The following is a 20,778-nucleotide window of genomic DNA, read 5'->3' on the forward strand; positions in this document are numbered from 1 at the left end:
AGCTCCCGGCGGCCGGGCCGGCCGGGGTCACGTCAGCCCGAACTGCCGCGCCCAGTCCGTGATGTCGGCCGGGGTCGCGTTGCCGCCGCAGACGACGAGGCCCAGCCGGGCGCCGTCGCCGACCCGCTCCAGCACCTGCCGGGCGGCGGGCAGCAGGCATCCGGCGGCGGGCTCCGTCCACACCTTGGCGTGCTCGGCGAAGTCGAGGACGCCTCGCACCGCCTCCGCGTCGGAGACCACCAGGACGTCCTCGACGAGGGCGGCCACGTGGTCGTAGGTGAGCTGGGAGGCGGAGGGGGCGCTGAGCGTGGTGACGACGGAGGAGAGGGGGACCGTGACGGGGCCGCCCGCCGCGAGCGCCTCGGTCATGGCCGTGGCGCCGACGGTCTCCACGCCCCAGACGCGGACCTCCGGACGCAGGGCCCCGAAGGCGGCGGCGACACCGGCGACGAGCCCGCCACCACCGATGCTGACGAGCACGTCGGTGAGCGCTCCGCCGTCTCCGCTGCCTCCGGTGTCCTCGGCGAACTCCAGGCCGACGGTGCCCTGACCGGCGATCACCAACGGGTCGTCGAACGGGTGGACGAGGGTGAGCCCCTCCGACCGCAACCGCTCGGTCAGCGCGAACGCCTCCGCCATCCCGTCGGTGAGCCGCAGCGAGGCCCCGGCCGCCTCGACGAGGTCGGCGGCCCGCCTGGGCGCGGTCCTCGACATCACCACGGTCGCCTTGATGTGCAGCGCGGCCGCCATGTGCGCCAACGCGATCCCGTGGTTGCCGCCACTGACCGCCACGACCCCGGCCGCCCGCTCGGCGTCCGTCAGCGCCAGCAGCTTCGCCGTCGCCCCCCGGGCCTTGAACGAGCCCGTCCGCTGCAACAGCTCCAGCTTCGCGGTCACCGGGACACCAAGGAACGCGGACAGCCCCGGGCTCGGCACCGTCGGCGTCCGCACGACATGTCCTGCGATCCGCTCGGCTGCGTCCCGGATCTCGGAGATCCCGATCAACACGTCCACCCCGTTCCGACGGTCCGGCGACCGCTGGTCGATCCGGACGCCTGTACTTCTGACCTTGATCGACCGACGCCCTGAGGTCAAGGGGAGTTCTCCCGCCCCCGCCGCCCCTACCCGTCCCCAGGGGCTGCGCCCCTTCGACCCCGAGAGGTGGGTTGTTCGTCTGCGGGCGGGTGGGGGCTGGTCGCGCAGTTCCCCGCGCCCCTGAAAAGCAGGGGCTGCGCCCCGTGCTTTTCGTCTTTCAGGGGCGCGGGGAACTGCGCGAACAACCACACACCACCCGCACCCGCCAACGCACCCTCGCCCGCGCGCTGTAAGAGCCCCAGGGGCGAAGGGGCGCAGCCCCTGGGGATGGGACGGGTAAGGGCGGCGGGGGCGAGAACGCCCCGGCGTCACCGCAGAAGCTCGGTCCAGTTCGACGGGACGCGCCCCGAAGGTCCCGGCGTCGGCTGGTCGGCGGGATGGCTGAGGGGCGGCGCGAGATCGGGCCCCGACTCGTACATCTCGGAGGTCTCGTAGTTCCAGTACCAGGACTCGCCCGGCTCGTAGCTCTGGACGAAGGGGTGTCCGGTGGCTCCCACGTGGGCCGTTGCGTGCTGTGCGGGAGAGGAGTCGCAGCAGCCGATGTGGCCGCACTGGGCGCAGCGTCGGAGGTGGAACCACCAGCCGCCGGCCGCCTCGCACTCCACGCATCCGTCGCCGCTCGGCGGGACGGCGGGATCGATTCCGGCGGGCAGGGTCATGAGGTCTCCTCGGGCGCGTCGGGGGCGTGGTCAAGGCCGTCGTCGGGGTCGTCGGCGAGCGTCAGGTCCAGGTCGGCCGCGGGTGCCGTCAGGGGCAGGAACACCTGGAAGCGGGTCTCGCCCGGGCGGGACTCGACCTCGATGTGGCCGTGGTGCTTGTTGACGACGATGCGCCAGGAGATGTCGAGGCCGAGGCCGGTGCCCTGCCCGACCGGCTTGGTGGTGAAGAACGGGTCGAAGATGCGGCCCCGGATGTCCGCCGGGATGCCGGGGCCGGTGTCGCGGAACTCGATCAGCACCTGGTCGCGGTGGTCGAGCGCGGTCCGTACGGTCAGCGTGCCCGCGCCACCCGTGTCGTTGATCGCGGCGACCGCGTTGTCGATCAGGTTCGTCCACACCTGGTTCAGCTCACCCGGGTAGGCGGGGATGCGCGGCAGCGTGCGGTCGTACTCCTTCACCACCTCGATCCGCTCGCCCATCTTCCCGGACAGCATCAGCAGGGTGCTGTCGAGGAGTTCGTGGACGTCGGCGTTCTGGTAGGGGGCGCGGTCGAGCTGCGAGTACTGCTTCGCCGCGTCGACGAGCTGGCTGACACGGGTCGTGGAGTCCTCGATCTCGTTCATCAACAGCTCGGTCTCGACCGTGTAGTTGAGCCAGCGGACCGCCCCTTCGAGGGTGTGCTCGTCCACGGCGGCCGCCACCTGGTCCAGCCAGTCGGTGCCGAGCCCGGCCTGCACGAAGTTCGGCGCGAGCTCCCAGCCACCGGCGATGCCGTGGTCGTCGAGCCAGTCCGTCAGCTCGTCCTCCCGGTCCGAGGCCTCCAGCGGACTGAGCGGGGTCGCCTTGGCGACCTGCTCGGCCGTCCGCTCCTGAAGATCGACCAGTGACTCCAGCATGGCCCGCTTGTACGGCCCGGCGGCGATGACCCCGAGCTTGTGCCGCATCCCGGCCACCCGCTCCCGAAGCGCCGAGGTGGCCCGGACGGCCGCCGCCGCGGGGTTGTTCAGTTCGTGCGTCAGTCCGGCCGACAACGAGCCGAGCGCCAGCAGCCGTTCCCGCTGGTTGATGGTCCGCTGGGTGTTCTGGCTCCCGAAGAACAGGCCCTCCAGCAGATGGACGGCCATGGGGAACCAGTCGCGCATGATCTGGGCGAAGGCGGCCGCGGGGAGGACGAAGAAGCGGGAGGGGACGGTGGCCCGCATCGAACCCTTGTAGCGGGCCTGGTCCGCCTGGTCGCCGAGATATGCCTGGAAGGCGCCCGCGTACACGCCCACCTGGGAGCTGCGGCTGACCTCCACGTCGTCGTCGCCGACCTGCCGCGACAGCACCACCGTGCCCTCCAGGAGCACGAAGAAGCAGGTGGCCGGCTCGCCCTCCCGGTAGACATGACCCGGTTCGAACCGCTCCACCCGGCCCTCACGGCACAGCCGGTCCAGCTGCTCGCCGTCCAGCTTCTCGAACAGGAACAGCCTGCCCAGCTCGGCCCGGTCGCACGGCGACGGCTGCCCGCTCACGACGACGCCCTCACGGTTCTCATGACTGCTCCAGATACCTGTGCACCAGCATCACGGCCATGGCTCCCTCTCCCACCGCGGACGCGACCCGCTTCGCGGACTCCGACCGCGCGTCCCCGGCGACGAACACACCGGGCACATTGGTCTCCAGGTGGTACGGCGGCCGGTCCAGCTCCCAGCCCGCCGGCGGACCCCCGTCACTGGTCATGTCGGGCCCCGCCACGATGAACCCGTGCTCGTCGCGGAGCACGGTCCCCTCCAGCCAGTCGGTGCGCGGCTCGGCCCCGATGAACACGAACAGCCACTGCGCGTCGACGAGTTCCTCGCGCCCGCTCGCCACGTCCTTGAGCGTCAGCTGCTCCAGCTGGTTCGTGCCGTGCGCGGCCTCGACGACCGTGCCGGGGCGCACGAAGATGTTCGGCGCCTCGGCGAGCTGCTGGATCAGATAGTGCGACATGGACGCGGTCAGCGACTCGCCGCGGACGAGGAGGGTGACCGACTTCGCGCCACGGGACAGGTACATCGCGGCCTGCCCGGCCGAGTTGGCGCCGCCCACGATGTACACGTCGTGCCCCTGGCAGCCGGCGGCCTCGGTGAGCGCGGAGCCGTAGAACACACCGCAGCCGGTGAGGTCCGCGCAGCCCGGCGCGGCGAGCTGCCGGTACGACACTCCGGTCGCGAGGATCACGCTGTGCGCGGCGACCGCCGAACCGTCGGAGAACCGGATGGTCCGCGCCGCCCCGTTCACCTCAAGACCGCTCACCTCGCGCGCGGTGAGGATCTCCGCCCCGAACTTCGTGGCCTGCCGCCGGGCCCGGCCGGTGAGCTGGCCGCCGGACACCCCGTCGGGAAACCCGAGGTAGTTCTCGATCCGTGAGCTCTGTCCGGCCTGACCGCCCGTCGCCGACCGCTCGACGAGCAGCGTCCGCAGCCCCTCGGAGGCCCCGTACACGGCCGCGCCGAGCCCCGCGGGTCCGCCGCCGATGACGACCAGGTCGTAGAAGTCCTGGGCCGGCGTCGTCGCCAGCCCCACCCGCTCCGCCAGCTCCGGGTCCTCCGGCGCGACCAGCGGCGTACCGTCCGGGGTGACGACCAGCGGCAGCCGCTGCCCGTCCGCGCCGGCCGCCGCGAGCAGCCGCCGCCCCTCCGGCTCGTCCGACGAGAACCAGCGGTACGGCACCTGGTTGCGGGCCAGGAACTCCCGTACGCCCGACGACCGTGCCGACCACCGGTGCCCTACCACCTTCGTCGTGCCCACGCAGGTGCGGTCGGCGGCCCGCCAGGACTGCAGCAGGTCGTCGAGGACCGGGTAGAGCTTCTCCTCCGGCGGGTCCCACGGCTTCAGCAGATAGTGGTCGAGGTCGATGACGTTGATCGCGTCGATCGCCGCGCTCGTGTCCGCGTACGCCGTGAGCAGGACCCGTCGCGCCGCCGGGTAGACGTCCAGCGCCTGCTCCAGGAACTCGATGCCGTTCATCTCCGGCATCCGGTAGTCGGCCAGGATCACCGCCACCTGGTCCCCGCGCAGCTTCAGCTCCCGCAGGGCCTCCAGCGCCGTCTGCCCGGACTCCGCCCGGACGATCCGGTACGACTCGCCGTACCTGCGCCGCAGGTCCCGCGCGACCGCACGGGACACCCCCGGATCGTCATCCACGGTGAGGATCACGTTCCGTGCCGGACCGACAGCCTGAGTCATACGCCTCCACCCCGAGCCAATGGGGTCATCGTATTCGACCGTCCGGGTTCGCGCGGTTCCGGGGAGCCGCAGGCCGGGGCCCTCCCGAGGCCTCAACTCCTCCGCGGGGCCAGTACGCAGAACTCGTTGCCCTCCGGGTCCGCGAGCACGACCCACGGCTCGTCACCGGTCTGTCCGACATCGGCGTGCCGGGCGCCGAGGGCGAGGAGGCGGGTCACCTCCGCCTCCTGGTCGTCGGGGCGGAAGTCGAGGTGGAGGCGGTTCTTGATGGACTTGGCCTCCGGAACGAGCCCGAACAGGATGCCGGGCAGGCGGTCCGCGGCCGGACGGATCTCGTACTCCTCGGGAGAGTCGTCGACCACCACCCACCCGAGCGCCTCCGCCCACCAGCGTCCCAGGGCCACCGGATCGGCCGAGTCCACCAGCAGTTGCTCCCACTCCAAGGTCATGCGTCGAGGGTAGTGAAGACTGGGCACGTCAGCCATGGAGAGACAGAGAGGTGGCCGATGACGACGCGCCCGATCACCGCCGCAGTGGACGGTACGACCGAGAGCCTCGCCGCGCTGGCGTGGGCCGGCCGGGAGGCCGTACGCCGGGGCCTGGCGCTGCGGGTGGTGCACGCGTGGCAGTGGGAGCCGCACGAGGCGATCACCGTGGACCGGGACGGACAGGCGCGGTGGGCCCGGGAGGCGCTCGCCGGGGCGGCGCGAGCGGTCGCCGAGCGGCACCCGGAGCTGGCGGTGACCACGGACCTGGTGGAGGGACCGCCCGTCGACACGCTGGTCGGCGCCGCCGAGCACGCCGAGACCCTGGTGCTCGGCTCGCGCGGGCACGGCGCGGTGATGGGCTTCCTGCTGGGTTCCGTCGGGCAGCAGGTGATCGTCGAGTCGCCGCGTCCCGTCGTGCTCGTCCGCGCCGAGGACAGCCCCTCCGGTGAGGCCGCCGGACGCGAGGTCGTCGTGGGCCAGCAGGGCACACCGCAGGACAGCGCCGACGTTCTGCGGTTCGCGTTCGAGACGGCGGCGGCCCGCGGGGCGTCCCTGCGGGCGGTCCGGGCGTGGACGCTGCCTCCGCTGTACGCGTACAGCCCGGGCTCCCTGAGGCTCCTCGACGAGGCCGGGGGCCTGGAGCCGTACGAGAAGAAGGCCCTCTCCGCCGCGCTGGAGCCGTTGCGGGAGCGGTTCCCCGACGTGCCGGTCACCCAGCACGTCGAGATGGGCAGCGCCGGGCAGGTCCTGCTGTCCGTGGCGCAGCGGGCCCAGCTGATGGTGGTCGGACGCCGCGCCCACCGTACGGCCGTCGGCGCCCGGATCGGCTCGGTGGCCCACGGCGTCCTGCACCACGCACACTGCCCGGTGGCCGTGGTCCCCCACAGGTGACCGGGCGGTGAGCCGGGCCCGGCGGCTCACCTGGGGGTTGGCGGCTGCTCGCTGGGGAGTGTGCACGAGGGTGGTTTAGCTCGATCGTGTGATGGTCGGCTTGCGGGCTTGCGGGCTTGCGGGCTTGCGGTGTTCTGGGCCGTTCGGGCTACGGTGGCCGTGCGATCCGGGACGCCGGGTACGGCGCCAGTGTGCGGGGCCCCTGCTCCACCGGCGTGATGGTTCAGGGCCTCCCCGTCGCCTCTGGCCGTACCTCTGTGGCCAGGTCGCGCAGGGCGGGCCGTGTTCATCAGCGGCCTCCGGCCGCGGGGGCTTCCCGGGCCCGGACCACGCACAGGATGCGTGTCGCCACCCGGGGTCGAGTACGCCGGGGACCAGCTCGCCCAAGACCGTTCGGGGCGCGCGGCTGAACAGGACTCACTCCTGCTCAGTCTTCAGGAACGGTGACGTCGTCCACCGTGGGCGGCAGCAGCGCCTGCGTCCTCGGCAGGACGTTGTCGATGAAGTCCTTCACCGCCGTGTCCAGGCCGATGTCGTGCTGGGCCCGCTCGGACAGGTACCAGCGGTGTTCGAGGAGCTGGTGGTAGATCTCCGCCGCGTCCATCGAGCCGCGCAGTTCGAGCGGGACGGCCCGCACGGTCGGGCGGAACACCTCCCGCACCCAGCGGTGGGCCAGTACCTCGGGGCGGGCGCCGAGGGGGTCGCCCGGGGCGTAGTCGTCCTGGGTGGCCATCCAGCTCTCCAGGTCGTTCAGGAGCCGTCGGGCCTGGTTCTCCTCGGTGTCCAGCCCGGTCAGCCGCAGCAGCTGCCGCTGGTGGTGTCCGGCGTCGACGACCTTGGGCACGAAGGTCACCGTGTCGCCGTTGTCGGCGTGCTCGATCTGCATCTCGGCGACGTCGAAGCCGAGGTCGTTGAGACGGCGGATCCGGCGCTCGATGTAGTGGTACTTGCCGGCCGGATACACCGACCTGCGCGTCAGCTCCTCCCACAGCTTGTGGTAGCGGGAGCAGATCTCGTTGCCGAACTCGATCGGGTCCACCGAGGGGTGCAGCGCCCCGGACGCCTCCAGGTCCAGCAGTTCGCCGCTGATGTTCACGCGGGCGAGATCGAGGTCGTACTCCCGCTGTCCGCTGCTGAGTTGCGCGTGCAGGTCGCCGGTCTCGGCGTCCACCAGGTAGGCGGCGTACGCGCCCGCGTCCCGTCGGAACAGCGTGTTGGACAGGGAGCAGTCGCCCCAGGCGAACCCGGCGAGGTGCAGCCGGACCAGCAGGACGGCGAGGGCGTCCATCAGACGGTGCATGGTGGCCGGACGCATGGTCGTCTCGAACATCGAGCGGTACGGCATCGAGCCGCCCAGGTGCCGGGTGATCAGTACCGGCTCCAGCGGCTCGCCCGAGCCGTCGAGGCGGCCGGTGACCACGCCGAGCGCGTCCACGGCGGGGATGCCGAGCCGGTCCAGGTCGCGCAGCAACTCGTACTCGCGCAGGGCGGGGCGCTCGGCGAGTTCCTTGACGGCGACGACCTCGTCGCCGGCGCGGGCGTAGCGCACCACGTGGCGGGAGATACCGCGGGGGAGCGGCACGAGGTGGTGCTCGGGCCACTCCTCCAGCGGCAGGTGCCACGGCAGTTCCAGCAACAGCGCGGGGTGTTCCGGGTTGGTGGCGCTGATCTGCAGTGCCATGGGTCCTCGTCCTCTGCCTTCGTCTCACGGTGGTGCGGAGCGCTCGCGGACAAGCGGTTTCCCGCTTCGCCTGGAGCATCTCCGCATCCGGAGGACCGTTTCGTCAACAGCGGCCCGCCGCATACCGTGCCGCCACCGTGGTGAACACGACCCCAGTCGTCAGTGCCGGACGCGGCGGAACACGTCGTCGGAGTCCGAGTCGTCCCAGCCCGCCATCTCCTCCGACGCGGTGCGACGGGCGGCCCGCGCCGAGGTCGCGTACATCGCCTCGATCTCGGCCTCGTACCGCTGCACGATGGTGTCCCGGCGCAGCTTCATCGACGGGGTGAGCATGCCGTTGGCGAGGTCGAAGGGCTCGGGCAGGATGCGGTAGACACGGATCGACTCCGAGCGCGACACCGTGCTGTTGGCCGCGGCGATCGCCCGCAGCACCTCCTGCCGCAGCGCGTTCTCCTCCCGCGCCTCCCGGCCCAGCAGCTCCCCCGGCGCGGACAGCGACCCCCGCCAGTGCGCGAGGAACTCCGGGTCCAGCGTGATCAGGGCACCCACGCAGGGCCGGTTGTCGCCCACGACCACCGCCTGATGGATCAGCGGATGCGTCCGCAGCTGCTCCTCCAGCGGCGCCGGGGCCACGCCCTTGCCCCCGCTGGTGATGATGATCTCCTTCTTGCGGCCGGTGATCGACAGATAGCCCTCGGAGTCCAGCCGCCCGATGTCCCCCGTGGCCAGCCAGCCGTCCTGGAGCGCGGCCCGGGTGCCCGCCTCGTCGTTGACGTACCCCTGGAACACCGAAGGCCCGTTGACCAGGATCTCCCCGTCGCGCGCCACCCGGATCTCCGTACCCGGCAGCGGACGGCCCACGGTGCCGAACTTCTCCCGGCCCACCGGCTGGGCGGTGATCCCCCCGGCGGTCTCGGTGAGGCCGTACCCGTCGTGGACGAGAATGCCGATGCCGGCGTAGAAGAGCGCGAGATCGCGGTTGAGGGGAGAGCCGCCGGAACAGCCGCCGCGCACCCGGCCGCCGAGCGCCGCGCGCAGCTTGCGGTACACCGTCTTCTCGTAGAAGGCGTGCTGGAGCCTCAGATCCATGGCGGGACCGGCGCCCGTGTCCAGCCGCTGCCGCTCGACGGCGAGGGCGTAGTCCTGGGCGATGCGCACCGCACGCTCGAACAGCGGTCCCCGGCCCGCCTGTTGGGCCTTGCGCAGGAAGTTCTTGTAGATCTTCTCGAAGACATAGGGGACACCGAAGAGGAACGTCGGCCGGAACGACCGCAGCGCGGCGGACAGCGCCTCCTCGGTCAACTCCGGCTCGTGCGCGAGGAGCAGCCCGCCGCGCAGACACATTCCCTGGATCATCAGGCCGTAGACGTGCGAGAACGGCAGGAAGGCGAGGATCGCCGGCTGTTCGCCGGGCGCCGCGGCGGTCTGCCGCCACCCGGTGAGCAGGACGTCGCAGGGGCTGGCCAGGCTGCGGTGGGAGAGCGCGCAGCCCCGGGCCCGGCCGGTCGTGCCGGACGTGTACGCGATCACGGCGGTGGAGTCCGGCATGACGATGCGGCGCAGCGAGTCCACCGTCGCGTCCGGCACGTCCCGGCCCGCCTCGACGAGGTGGGGCAGGGACTCGGTGTCCAACTGCCAGACGTGCCGCAGCAGCGGGAGCTTGGCGCACACCGAGCCGACCGTCATCACGCCCGGCTCGTCCTCGACCACCACGCCCACACAGGCCGCGTCCCGCAGGATCCACTCGATCTGGTCGCGCGACGACGTCGGATAGATCGGCACGATCTCGGCGCCCACGGACCACAGCGCGACGGCGAGCACCGTCCACTCGTACCGGGTCCGCGCCATCACGGCCACCCGGTTGCCCGGCCGGATCCCGGACGCGATCAACCCCTTGGCCAGAGCGGCCACTTCGTCCCGCGCCTCGGCCGCGCTCACCCGTGTCCAGGTGCCGGGGGAGGTGGTGTCGCGGCGCGCGATCTGCGGCAGAGCGGGATCACGGTCCGCCGTCTCGAACAGCGGATCGGCCAGCCCTCCGGTCATGACCGGGCCCGTCGGTGGAGCAATACCGAAGTTGCCCATGCGACGCTCAGAACCTTCCCTGCACGCGACCTCGCCGATGGTGCGGTAACCGGCGGTGATCGAACGTAGCGTACGGCGCCGACGCCCGCGCGGGGAATCGGCAAGTCGGCCACCGCATATCCGCACTGTGGGCCGTGAACGTGATGTGCGGCACGTGAGGGACCCCCTTCGGCGGGCCCGCCCGGGAATCGTCGCTGAACACGGCTTGATCACCTCTGACCGGCGGTAACGCCCCAGACCCGGACGTCTGACGGGTGTGGCACTGTGGTGCGCGCGAACGCGGGAGATGTCCCGCCGATGTGGAGAGGTGGACGGTGCGCGAGCCCAACGTGATCGGGGACTGGCAGGAGTACGACGGCGATCTGGCCGGCCTGCGCGTGCGCGTCCATGGCGTCGAGTGCGCGGAACCTCCACGGGGACGCGACGACGCCGCCGAGGGCCTGACGTACTTCCGGTTCCGGGTGACCGTGGAGAACCGGGGCACCGACCATGTCGGGCTCCACCTGGAGGACGGCCAGCTCGACATCCGAACCGGCCCCGACGGCGAGAGCGCCTTCCTCGACTGGCGCAACTCCCGGTTCATCGAGGGCTTCGACCTCTACCCCCTGCGCCGCGCCACCTCCGTCCTGTACGCGGCCGCCCCCGAGGCACACCTCACGCAGTTCGACATCCAGGTCCAGCTGCGCGCCGACGAGGAGTGGACCGAGCGGTATCTGTGGACCGGCGGTATCGGCGTCGACGAGGACCTGCTCGACCAGGCGGCCGGCACGGGCCGGGAGGGCCTCGCCGGACAGATCAGCGCGTTCCTCCACGAGGAGGCGGAGCGCGGCGCGAGCTGATCGGTCGGCGGTGGCTCACCCCACCGGCGTGTCCGACCCCGTCGATGCCCGGCTCCCCGCGCGCCGTCGATGCCCGGCCCCCCGCGCGCCGACGGCGCCCGGCTCACCGCGTTCCGGCGGGCGTGCGGTCGCGGTCCCGGGTCACCAGCCGCTTCAGCAGCGGCCAGGCCAGCAGCACGGCGATGATCGCGTACACCGTCACCGAGAACGGTGTGTTCACCAGGCCGGAGACACTGCCGTCGCTGATCTGCAGGGCGCGCCGCAGCTGCTGCTCGGCGCCCGGGCCGAGGATGACGCCGATGACGGCGGGCAGCACCGGCAGACCGTAGCGGCGCATTCCGAACCCGATCAGGCCGATGATCAGCAAGATCACCAGGTCGATCACCTCACCGCCGACCGCGTACGCGCCGACCGCGGCGAAGAAGAGGATGCCGGCGTAGAGATACGGCCGCGGAACGCGCAGGAGCTTCGCCCAGAGCGGGGCCAGCGGCAGGTTGAGCGCGAGCAGCAGGACCATGCCGACGAAGAGCGAGGCGATCAGGCCCCACACCAGGTCGGGCTCGCGTTCGAAGAGCAGGGGGCCGGGCTGGATGCCGTACTGCTGGAAGGCGGCCAGCATGACCGCCGCGACCGCCGTGGTGGGCAGGCCGAGGGTCAGCATGGCGACCAGGGTGCCCGCCGCCGAGGCCGACGCCGCCGACTCCGGGCCCGCCACCCCCTCGATGGCGCCCTTGCCCCACTCGTCCTGGTGCTTCGACAGCCGCTTCTCGGTGACGTACGACAGGAAGGTGGGGATCTCGGCGCCGCCCGCCGGGATCGCGCCGAACGGGAAGCCGATGAACGGGCCCCGCAGCCATGACTTCCAGGTCCGCCGCACATCCGAGCGGCCGAGCCAGGGCCGGCCCACCGGGATCGGCTCGGGCGGACTGCGGCGCAGATGGGCGGCGACCCACAGGGCCTCGCCGATGGCGAAGAGACCGACCGCGACGATCACCACGTCGATGCCGTCGGCCAGTTGCAGGGAACCGAAGGTCAGACGCTGCTGTCCGGTCATCTGGTCCAGGCCCACCAGGCCGATCGTCAGGCCGATCAGCAGGGAGGCGAGGCCCCGGATGCGGGACGAGCCCAGCACGGACGTCACGGCGATGAACGCCAGCACCATGATCGCGAAGTAGTCCGGGGCGCCGATGTCCACGGCCAGTTCGGCGACCGCCGGCGCCAGCGCCACCAGCAGGATCGTGCCGACCATGCCGCCCGCGAAGTGCCCGATGGCGGCGGCCGCCAGTGCCTGCGCGCCGCGCCCGGCCTTGGCCATCGGGTTGCCCTCCATGGCCGCGACCACGGCCGCGCTCTCCCCGGGGGTGTTGAGGAGGATCGAGGTGGTGGAACCGCCGAACATCGCGCCGTAGTAGATGCCCGCGAACATGATGAACGCGCCGACCGGGTTCAGTCCGTACGTCACGGGCAGCAGCAGTGCGACCGCCATGGCCGGTCCGATGCCGGGCAGGACGCCGATCGCCGTGCCGAGCAGGACGCCGATCGCGGCCCACAGGATGTTGATCGGGGTCAGGGCCGTACCGAAACCGTCGAGGAGGGAGTTGAGGGCGTCCATGTCAGAGCACTCCCATCAGCGGGCCGCCGGGCAGCGGCACCCCGAGCAGGTTGTTGAACACCGCGTACGTGACCAGGGAGATGACGGCCGCGATGAGCGGATCGCGGTCGAGGCGCCGGCTGCCCAGGGCGTAGGCCGCGCCCCAGAACAGCAGGGCGCCGGCTATGGGGAAGCCGAGCGGTTCGATCAGGACGGCCGCGCCGAGGAACACCCCGGCGAGCAGCAGCACCGTCCGCCAGTCGGCGGGCTCGGACAGGTCGATGTCCTCACCGGCCTCGGCCTCTCCCCGGCCGCCGCGCAGCACGTCCACGGCGAGCAGGGCGGCGATCAGCAGCAGCCCGGCGCCGACCACGATCGGCACGGTCTTCGGGCCGACGGGACCGCGCTGCGCGATGTCGACGTCCATGGTGAGCGCGTCGGTCAGGACCAGGACGCCGAGCGCCAGCAGCAGGACGCAGACGCCGAGCTCGGAGCGGTCGCGCAGCCAGGAGCGGCGTTCGGCCGTGGGCGCCGGGGGAGTGCCGGTGGTCTCCGTGGTCACAGTCCCAGCTCCTTCAGCACCGACACCACGCGCTTGTCCTGGGCGTCCAGGAAGTCGCCGAACCCGTCGCCGGTCAGGAAGGCGTCGTCCCAGCCGTTCTGCTTCAGCGACTGCCGCCACTCGGGAGAGTCGTGCAGTTCCTCGATCAGCCGGGTGAGCTTGTCCCGCTCGGCCTCGGTGAGACCGGGCGGGGCGACGATGCCGCGCCAGTTGGTGAAGTTCACGTCGTAGCCCGCCTCCTGGAGGGTCGGCGCGTCCAGCCCGTCCACCCGCTCCGGGCCGGTCACCGCGAGCAGCCGCAGCTCGCCCGCCTTGATCTGGTCCAGGTACTCGCCGACCCCGGACACCCCGAAGGCCACCTTGTTGCCCAGGATCGAGGCGAGCAGCTCACCGCCGCCGTCGAAGGGGATGTAGTTGACGTCCTTCGGCGCGATCCCGGCGGCCTGCGCCATCAGCATCGGCGCCAGATGGTCGGGCCCGCCCGGTGCCGACCCTCCGCCCACCGGCAGTTTGCCGGGGTCGTCCTTCCAGGCCCCGACGAGGTCGTCGATCGTCTTGTACGGCGAGTCCTTGGCGACCACCACGACGTCCTGCTCCTCGGTGAGGCGGGCGATCGGGGTGGTGTCGGCGAGGGTCTTCGGCGCGTCGTTGGAGCGGACGGCGCCCACGACACCGAGCCCCATCGACATCGCGAGTTTGCCGTTGCCGTGCTCGCTGACCAGCCGGCTCAGACCGACCGTGCCGCCGGCGCCGGGCAGGTTGAACACCTCGATGTTGTGGGTGAGCCCGGCGTCCTCGGCGTTCTTCGCGGCCGTCCGCGCCGTGATGTCGTAGCCGCCGCCGGGCGTGTTCGGCACCATGAAGCGCAGACCCGGTATCTGTGTGCCGGTCTCGGCCCCGCTGCCGGTCGTGAGCAGCGGCGGCCCCACGAGCACGAGTACGGCTGCCCCGAGCAGGGCGAGGGGTGTGCGCAGCTGCACGAATGCCACCACCTGTCGGTCTGTGTCGAGGGGAAGAGTGATCTGGGCCACATCGTGCCCGCGCGGGGTGGGCCCGACGCACTTGCGGAGGCAACGGAGGTTGTGGTCGTTGTGGTCACGAAGCCTGTCACCTTATGGGCACGTCGCCCACACCTCTCTTTCCCGGATCGCACGCGGGCGCCATGATTGTGCGACCCACCGCACAAGGCGGCGCCCGAGCCGCGGGACGCCCGACGTGGCGTCGGCACGAGACAAGAGCGAGACGCCCGGGGCGGCGTCGGCACGAGAGAAGAGCGGGACGCCCGACGTGGCGTCGGCACGAGAGAAGAACGGGACGCCTGGGACGGCGTCGGCACGAGACAAGAGCGAGACGCCCGGGGCGGCGTCGGCACGAGAGAAGAGTCCGTCGTGGTGTTCCGTCGCCATACCCTCGCAGGCGAGATGCTGGTCCTCCAGCTCGCCATCGTCGTGGTGGTGCTCCTGGCGGTCGCGGCGGTCTCGCTCACCCAGTCCGCGGCGACCTTCAACCGTGTGGAGGGCCGCCGCGTCACCGCGCTCGCCGAGCAGCTCGCCGCCAATCCCCTGGTCCGCGACCGGCTAGCCCAGCCCGTCGCGCACGAGGCCCTGGCGCCCCTGGTGAACTCCACCCAGACCCAGTCGGGGGTCACCTCGGTCACCGTCGCCGACGCGGACGGCCGGATCGTCAGCTCCACCGACCCCACCGTGATCGGCGACCCGATGCCCACCGGCGAGGGCGCCGTCGCAGGCCGCGGCTGGTCCGGCTCGCTGGCCCTGGACGGCAGCCGCGAACTCGTCGCCCAGGTGCCCGTGCTCGGCGCGACGACGAACGACAACCTCGGGCGGCTGCTCGGCACGGTGATGATCGGCGAGGCCTCCCCGACCGTGTGGCAGCGCCTCAGCGGCGCCTCCTCCTATCTCCTCGCCTACCTCGGCATCGCCAGCGGCCTCGGCCTCGTCGGCTCCTGGCTGCTCGCCCGGCGCGTCAAACGGCAGACCCTCGGCCTGGAGCCGCAGGAGATCGCCGGCCTCGCCGAACACCGCGAGGCCATGCTCTACGGCATCGCCGAAGGAGTGATCGCCCTGGACCCCCACCACCGGCTGACCCTCGTCAACGAGATGGGACGCCGCCTGCTCGACCTGCCCGAGGACTGCGTCGGCAAGAGCCTCGCCGACCTAGGCATCGAGGGACGGCTGCGGGACGTCCTGGCCGGAGCGCAGGAAGAGGCGCCCCACCAGCGCGACGAGGTCGTCATACGCCGGGGCCGGGTCCTGGTGATGAACCGGATGACCGTCACCAAGGACGGCCGCCCCCTCGGCTCCGTCACCACCCTGCGGGACCGCACCGAGCTGGCCCGCCTCGAACGCGAGATCGGCTCCTTCCGCAGCTCCGCCGAACTGCTGCGCGCCCAGGCCCACGAGTTCGCCAACCAGCTGCACACCATCTCCGGGCTCATCCAGATCGGCGAGCAGGACGAGGTCGTTCACTACATCCGCGCGCTGAGCCGGCGCCGCCACTCCCTCGACGTCACCCTCAGCCGCCGCGTCCGCGACACGGCCGTCGCCGCCCTGCTCATGGCGAAGACGTCCCTCGCCGCCGAACGCCGGGTCACCCTGCGGATCTCGGACAGCACGGCACTCGACCGGCTCGCCCCGGAGGACGCCGCCGACGTGGCCACCGTGGTCGGCAACCTGGTCGACAACGCCGTGGACGCGGCCGCCACCACGACCGCACCCGACGCCCCCGAACCCTGGGGCGGTGCCGACGGCCGCGAGGCCTGGGTCGAGGTGGAACTGCGTCAGGACGCCTCCAGCGTGGAGATCGTCGTCCGTGACTCGGGCCCCGGCGTGGCCCCCGAACTCGCCCGCGAGGTCTTCTCCCACGGTTTCACCACCAAGGCCGCGCGGGAAGGCGAACGCGGCATCGGCCTGGCTCTCACCCGGCTGGTCTGTGAACGCCACGGCGGTGAGATCTCGGTGACCAACACCCCCGACGGTGCCATGTTCACCGCCCGCATGACCGTCAGCCACCTCGCCGACGCGGTGGCGGAAGGAGCAACACCATGAGCGGCACGAACGGTACGAGCAGCCCGCCCGGCACCATCGACGTGCTCGTGGTCGACGACGACTTCATGGTGGCCCGGGTCCACCGCACCTTCGTCGAACGCGTCGAGCCGTTCCGCGTCGTCGGCGTCGCCAGCACCGGCGAACAGGCGGTCACCGCCGTCGACGAACTGCGCCCCGACCTGGTCCTCCTCGACCTCTACCTCCCCGACGGCTTCGGCCTCGACGTCATACCCCGGCTGCGCACCGCGGGCCACGACTGCGACGTCATGGTCATCAGCGCCGCCCGGGAGGCCGACAGCGTGCGCGGCGCGGTCCGCCACGGCGTCGTCGACTACCTCCTCAAACCCTTCGAGTTCGAGGAACTGCGCTCCCGGCTCCAGCGGTACGCCGCCCAGCGCGGCCGTCTGCTGACCACCGTCGTCCGCGGCCAGGCCGACGTCGACCGCGTCCTCGCCGGGGCCGCCGCGCCGGCGGCGTCGGCGGGCGCCCTGCCCAAGGGCATGAGCGTCGAGACCGCCGAGCTGATCGAAGGCACCCTGCGCGGCACGGACGGCAGCCTCTCCGCCACCGAGTGCGCCACCCTCACCGGTATCTCCCGCGTCAGCGCCCGCCGCTACCTGGAGTACTTCCACGGCACCGGCAGCGCGGACGTCTCCCTCCGCTACGGCGTGGCCGGGCGGCCGGAGCGGCGGTACAGCTGGCGGGTGTGACGCACCGGCCGGTACCCTCCGCCGTCCCCCGGCGGCTACAGCCCCAGGTGCCGTCGTACGACGTCGACGACCTCCTGCGGCCGGTCGTTGAGGTAGAAGTGGCCGCCGGGGAACACGCACAGCTCGGTCGGTCCGTCGGTGTGGTCCGTCCAGGCACGGGCCTCCGCCACCGTGGTCACCGGGTCGTCGTCGCCGGTGAGGACGGTGACCGGGCAGGTCAGCCGGTCGCCGGGGCGCGGCTCGTACGTCTCCAGGGCACGGTAGTCACCGCGCAGCGCCGGCAGCACGAGCTGGAGGAGCTCCTCGTCCTCGAAGACCTGTCCGTCGGTGCCGCCCAGCCGACGCACCGCCCGGAGGAGCTCGGCGTCACCGCACTCGTGCAGCTTCCTGCCGACGCGGTGCGTGGAGGGGGCACGCCGTCCTGAGACGAAGAGCCGGACCGGCGCCCGCCCGCCCGCCGCCAGCGTGAGGGCCGTCTCGTAGGCGACGACCGCGCCCATGCTGTGCCCGAAGAGGGCGAGCGGCCGGTCGTCGTCCCCGACGACGGCCTCGACGATCCGCTCGACCAGCTCCCGGATGCTCTCCGCCGGCGGCTCCGCGTAACGGTCCTGACGTCCCGGATACTGCGCGGCCAGCACATCGGCCGCGGGGGCGAGGGCCTGCGCCATGGGGTGGTAGTAGCTCGCCGAGCCGCCCGCGTGCGGCAGGCACAGCAGCCGGACCGCCGCTTCGGGCGCGGGCCGGTAACGACGTATCCACGCGCCGCCGTTGACCGCTGAGGTCATGGACGAACTCACTTCCCGTTCCTGGTCGAGATCCGCGCACGCACCGACGCTCACAGGCTACGCCCGAGATCCACCCGCTGAGGAGGAAGCCCGCGTCGCGCCTCCATCGTCGGTACGCGTTCCAGGACGCCGCCCGCGAAGACGTCGTAGAGGGGGAGCGTTTCGAGGTGGACGTATCCGATGTGGCAGTCGCAGACCGCCAGCGGGCACGGACGGGGCGCGAGTGCCGCGCGGAAGGAACCGTCGTAGAGGTTGCCCAGCTCGGCCTTGACGAAGTGGCAGCGCCGCACCGTCCCCTCGCCGTCCACCGACACGACCGTCGAGCCGGTACGGCACGCGCTTCCCGCCGAGCGGTGCGGATGGCGGCTGAAGGGGAAGAGGGGGTCCAACCCGCTCCACAGCGCCGCCTCTTCGTCGGTGTACGTGTGCCCCTCGGCGGCGTTCACCCACAGATACACGTGCTCCGGCAGCTCCCCGCGCAGCCGGCGGGCGTGCTCCAGATGCCCGGGCAGACCGACGATCCCCACGCTGAAGCGGATCCCCGTCCCGGCCAGCCGACGGGCCTTGCCGAGGAACCGCTCGTACGGGGTCTGCCCGGGGTGGTACGTGCACCACAGGGCCACCGTGTCCGGGTCGGCCTCCGCCAGCCACTCCGTGCGGCAGCTGAGGTTCGTCTGGATCGCCACCCGGTCGATGTGCGGTTCGTGCGAGAGGTCCACCAGGGCCTTCCGGTACCAGGAGCGCACCAGCCCCTCGCCCCACGGCGTGAACAGCACCGACAGCCGGTCGCCGCTCTGCTCCCGCGCCCAGGTGGTGAACCGGTCCAGGGAGTCGCGGTCGGCCCGCAGCTGGGCCGTCGAGTCGCGGCGCTTGGCGAACGGGCAGTAGGGGCAGTCGTAGTCGCAGGAGGCGAGGGGGCCCCGATAGAGGATCGTCAGGTCCATGGGCGCCGTCACTTCGGCTCGTACCCGGCCATCGCGGCCCTTACGGCGGGGGAGAAGAAGCCGGGACCGATGGCGTCCGAGTGGGCCAGCCCCTCGGGGGAGAGCCTCAGCCGCCCGGCGCCCGCCTCCGCCAGCCAGCCGCGCGCCGCCAACAGGTCCAGCTCCACGGCGAAGTCCGCGCACGGGTCCGAGCCGAACCGCCGCCGGTAGTCCGCCACCGGCAGCCCCTGCGCCTGGAGCAGCGACTGCAGCAGATGGCGGCGCCGCGCCTCGTCCTCGTCGACCTCGCGGCCGTGCACGGCCCGGCCGAAGTCCTCGGTGACCGTGTAGTCGTCGATGATCGTGCGGATCTGGCTCATGCCGACCGCGTAGTCGAAGGAGTAGTGCAGCTTCGACGTGTACGAACGGGCCCCGCAGCCCAGGCCGATCATGCCGTCGGTCTGGCAGGCGTAGTCGTCCGGGCCCTGCGGCGGCGCGTCCACGCGGCGGAACATCCGCATGGACACCTGCTCGTAGCCGTGCGCGAGCAGATGGTCGCGGCCCTCGCGGTAGCGCCGCAGCCGTGCCTCGTCCCAGTCACGGTCCGCGGTCTCCGGGTCCGTGCCGCGGCCGAGACCCGTCAACGGCCGTACATACAGCGGATAGAGGTAGACCTCCTCCGGCCGCCAGGCCAGGGCCGCGTCCAGGGACAGCCGCCAACTGGCCGCCGTCTGCCCGTCGATGCCGTAGATCAGGTCGATGTTGAGGACCGGGATACCGGCGTCGCGGATCCGTGACAGCGCCGCCTCCACATCGGTCCGCCGCTGCGGCCGTACGGCCGCGCGCGCCTCCTCGGCCACGAAGCTCTGCACGCCGAGGCTCAGCCGTGTGGTGCCCCGCTCGGCCAGGACGGCCAGCCGGTCGGCCGTCGCCGTGGCCGGGGAGGCCTCGACCGACAGCGGGATCGCCCGCAGGTCCGCGCCCAGGTGCCGCTCGGCGATGTCGCACAACCGCTCCAGCTCGGCGGCCTCCAGATAGGTCGGGGTGCCACCGCCGAACGCGGCGTTCGCGAACCGCACCGGCTCCGCGTCCCCGAGCGCCTCCCGCACCGCGATCGCCTGCCGTTCGAGCGCGTCGAGATAACGGCCGGTCAGCCCGTCCGGCGCGCCGATCCGGGTGAAGAGGTTGCAGAAGCCGCAGCGCACCTCGCAGAACGGTATGTGCGCGTACAGCGACAGCGCCTGCCGGGACTCCCCGGCCCACAGGTCCGCCAGCCGCGGGGCGCCGGGCAGCTCCCGGTACGCCGTCTTGTGCGGGTAGGCGTACACGTAGTGCTGATAGGGACGGCCCGATGTCTCGGTCAGGCTCTCGGTCTCGGTCACGGTCATGCGGACGGCTCCAGGAAGAAGTGGCTGTAGGGGACGGTCCACACGGCCTCGTGGCCGAGACGGTGCCCGGTGTAACCGTCCTCGCCGTAGGTGGTCCCGTGGTCGGAGCAGACGACGGCGAAGCAACGGCGCCGTGCGCTCATCGCGGCGAAGAGCCGCCCGACGTGCCGGTCGATGTACTCGAGGGCCGCCGCGTGCGTGACCAGGCTGTCGCCCGCCTCGCGGGTGGCGCCCGGCAGATGGAACCAGTTGGGCTGGTGCAGCGCCGAGGCGTTGAGGAACAGGAACAGCCGCCGCCCGGCGGGCAGTTCGGCCACGACCCGCTCGGCACGGGCCACCTGGGACTCGAAGGACGTCGGTGACGCAACGGAGAACTCCGGCTCCCAGTGGCTCTCCTGGAACAGGTCCGGCAGGACACTGCCCAGCGCCCCCTGCTTGTTGAAGAAGCCGACACCACCGATGCACACCGTGCGATAGCCGTGCTCGGCGAGCGCCGACACCAGGTCGGGGCTGTCGAAGACGAAGGTGCGCCCCTCGGTCGTCTCACTGCCGGCGAACCGGCCCGCGAAGAGACGCGGATGAGGTCCGGGTGCCGCCGGGGTCGGCAGGAAACCCGCGAACATCGCCTGGTGCGAGGCGTAGGTGAAACTGCCGGGCGCGTGCCGCTTCTCCCAGGTGCCGCCGGGCAGACGAGCGGCCAGGTTCGGCAGCCGGCCCGCCGCCGCGAGCTCCACGGCCACGTCGTACCGCAGGGTGTCGAGGGTGAGCAGCAGCAGGTCGTCGCGGCCCACCACCTCGTTCATGTCGGG

The 20,778-nt window shown here is 72.0% G+C and carries 18 protein-coding genes; 4 read left to right on the forward strand and 14 right to left on the reverse strand.

The window, feature by feature from the left end:
• Positions 1-27: 27 nt before the first annotated feature.
• The 5 genes from OG202_RS44375 to OG202_RS44395 all read right to left on the reverse strand — a co-directional run bounded on the left by OG202_RS44375 (position 28) and on the right by OG202_RS44395 (position 5,413).
• Positions 28-1,005 (reverse strand): pyridoxal-phosphate dependent enzyme, encoded by a 978-nt coding sequence (locus OG202_RS44375; RefSeq protein ID WP_328224792.1) that lies wholly within the window; start codon positions 1,003-1,005, stop codon positions 28-30.
• 398 nt (positions 1,006-1,403) lie between these two features.
• Positions 1,404-1,754, reverse strand: coding sequence for a UBP-type zinc finger domain-containing protein (locus OG202_RS44380; RefSeq protein WP_326574008.1), 351 nt, complete (start codon positions 1,752-1,754; stop codon positions 1,404-1,406).
• Entirely contained in the window at positions 1,751-3,268 is a 1,518-nt protein-coding gene (locus OG202_RS44385; protein WP_327726417.1) for an ATP-binding protein, read from the reverse strand. Before OG202_RS44385 ends, OG202_RS44380 begins: the two co-directional genes overlap by 4 nt.
• A gap of 19 nt (positions 3,269-3,287) precedes the next feature.
• Complete coding sequence (locus tag OG202_RS44390; protein ID WP_326574004.1) at positions 3,288-4,964, reverse strand: FAD-dependent oxidoreductase; 1,677 nt, start codon at positions 4,962-4,964, stop codon at positions 3,288-3,290.
• Positions 4,965-5,056: 92 nt separating this feature from the next.
• A complete protein-coding gene (locus tag OG202_RS44395; RefSeq protein WP_327726416.1) occupies positions 5,057-5,413 on the reverse strand; it encodes a VOC family protein in 357 nt (118 codons plus the stop codon).
• A gap of 57 nt (positions 5,414-5,470) precedes the next feature.
• Between OG202_RS44395 and OG202_RS44400 the strand changes: the two genes are divergently transcribed.
• A complete protein-coding gene (locus OG202_RS44400; protein ID WP_327726415.1) occupies positions 5,471-6,343 on the forward strand; it encodes a universal stress protein in 873 nt (290 codons plus the stop codon).
• A 427-nt stretch (positions 6,344-6,770) separates the two neighbouring features.
• Here the strand turns inward: OG202_RS44400 and OG202_RS44405 are convergent, their stop codons facing one another.
• Both OG202_RS44405 and OG202_RS44410 read right to left on the reverse strand, forming a co-directional pair.
• Positions 6,771-8,024, reverse strand: coding sequence for a DUF4032 domain-containing protein (locus tag OG202_RS44405; protein ID WP_327726414.1), 1,254 nt, complete (start codon positions 8,022-8,024; stop codon positions 6,771-6,773).
• 159 nt (positions 8,025-8,183) lie between these two features.
• Complete coding sequence (locus OG202_RS44410; RefSeq protein ID WP_326573996.1) at positions 8,184-10,106, reverse strand: AMP-dependent synthetase/ligase; 1,923 nt, start codon at positions 10,104-10,106, stop codon at positions 8,184-8,186.
• Positions 10,107-10,420: 314 nt separating this feature from the next.
• Between OG202_RS44410 and OG202_RS44415 the strand changes: the two genes are divergently transcribed.
• Positions 10,421-10,945, forward strand: coding sequence for a hypothetical protein (locus OG202_RS44415; RefSeq protein ID WP_327726413.1), 525 nt, complete (start codon positions 10,421-10,423; stop codon positions 10,943-10,945).
• Between the two features lie 103 nt (positions 10,946-11,048).
• Here the strand turns inward: OG202_RS44415 and OG202_RS44420 are convergent, their stop codons facing one another.
• From OG202_RS44420 to OG202_RS44430, 3 genes are read right to left on the reverse strand one after another with little or no spacing between them, the layout of a single operon-like run.
• Positions 11,049-12,557, reverse strand: a complete 1,509-nt coding sequence (locus OG202_RS44420) for a tripartite tricarboxylate transporter permease (RefSeq protein WP_328224568.1) — start codon at positions 12,555-12,557, stop codon at positions 11,049-11,051.
• Position 12,558: 1 nt separating this feature from the next.
• Positions 12,559-13,098, reverse strand: coding sequence for a tripartite tricarboxylate transporter TctB family protein (locus tag OG202_RS44425; RefSeq protein WP_327726411.1), 540 nt, complete (start codon positions 13,096-13,098; stop codon positions 12,559-12,561).
• Positions 13,095-14,078, reverse strand: a complete 984-nt coding sequence (locus OG202_RS44430) for a Bug family tripartite tricarboxylate transporter substrate binding protein (protein ID WP_328224793.1) — start codon at positions 14,076-14,078, stop codon at positions 13,095-13,097. The genes OG202_RS44425 and OG202_RS44430 overlap by 4 nt, the downstream gene beginning before the upstream one ends.
• 441 nt (positions 14,079-14,519) lie before the next feature.
• Between OG202_RS44430 and OG202_RS44435 the strand changes: the two genes are divergently transcribed.
• Complete coding sequence (locus OG202_RS44435) at positions 14,520-16,163, forward strand: sensor histidine kinase (RefSeq protein WP_327732040.1); 1,644 nt, start codon at positions 14,520-14,522, stop codon at positions 16,161-16,163.
• Positions 16,160-16,873 carry a response regulator gene (locus OG202_RS44440; protein ID WP_327726410.1) on the forward strand — a complete coding sequence of 238 codons (714 nt, stop codon included), beginning with the start codon at positions 16,160-16,162 and terminating at the stop codon, positions 16,871-16,873. Before OG202_RS44435 ends, OG202_RS44440 begins: the two co-directional genes overlap by 4 nt.
• 35 nt (positions 16,874-16,908) lie before the next feature.
• Here the strand turns inward: OG202_RS44440 and OG202_RS44445 are convergent, their stop codons facing one another.
• The 4 genes from OG202_RS44445 to OG202_RS44460 are packed head-to-tail and all read right to left on the reverse strand — an operon-like array spanning position 16,909 to position 20,772.
• Positions 16,909-17,658, reverse strand: a complete 750-nt coding sequence (locus OG202_RS44445; protein WP_326573984.1) for a thioesterase II family protein — start codon at positions 17,656-17,658, stop codon at positions 16,909-16,911.
• A gap of 50 nt (positions 17,659-17,708) precedes the next feature.
• The gene (locus OG202_RS44450; protein WP_326573982.1) at positions 17,709-18,602 is read right to left on the reverse strand and encodes an STM4011 family radical SAM protein; all 894 of its coding nucleotides are present in this window, start codon (positions 18,600-18,602) and stop codon (positions 17,709-17,711) included.
• Between the two features lie 8 nt (positions 18,603-18,610).
• A complete protein-coding gene (locus tag OG202_RS44455) occupies positions 18,611-19,969 on the reverse strand; it encodes an STM4012 family radical SAM protein (protein WP_327726409.1) in 1,359 nt (452 codons plus the stop codon).
• The gene (locus OG202_RS44460) at positions 19,966-20,772 is read right to left on the reverse strand and encodes an STM4013/SEN3800 family hydrolase (RefSeq protein ID WP_326585491.1); all 807 of its coding nucleotides are present in this window, start codon (positions 20,770-20,772) and stop codon (positions 19,966-19,968) included. The genes OG202_RS44455 and OG202_RS44460 overlap by 4 nt, the downstream gene beginning before the upstream one ends.
• Positions 20,773-20,778: the final 6 nt, after the last annotated feature.

The organism is Streptomyces sp. NBC_00310 (assembly GCF_036208085.1).
In the GTDB taxonomy this organism is placed as follows: domain Bacteria; phylum Actinomycetota; class Actinomycetes; order Streptomycetales; family Streptomycetaceae; genus Streptomyces.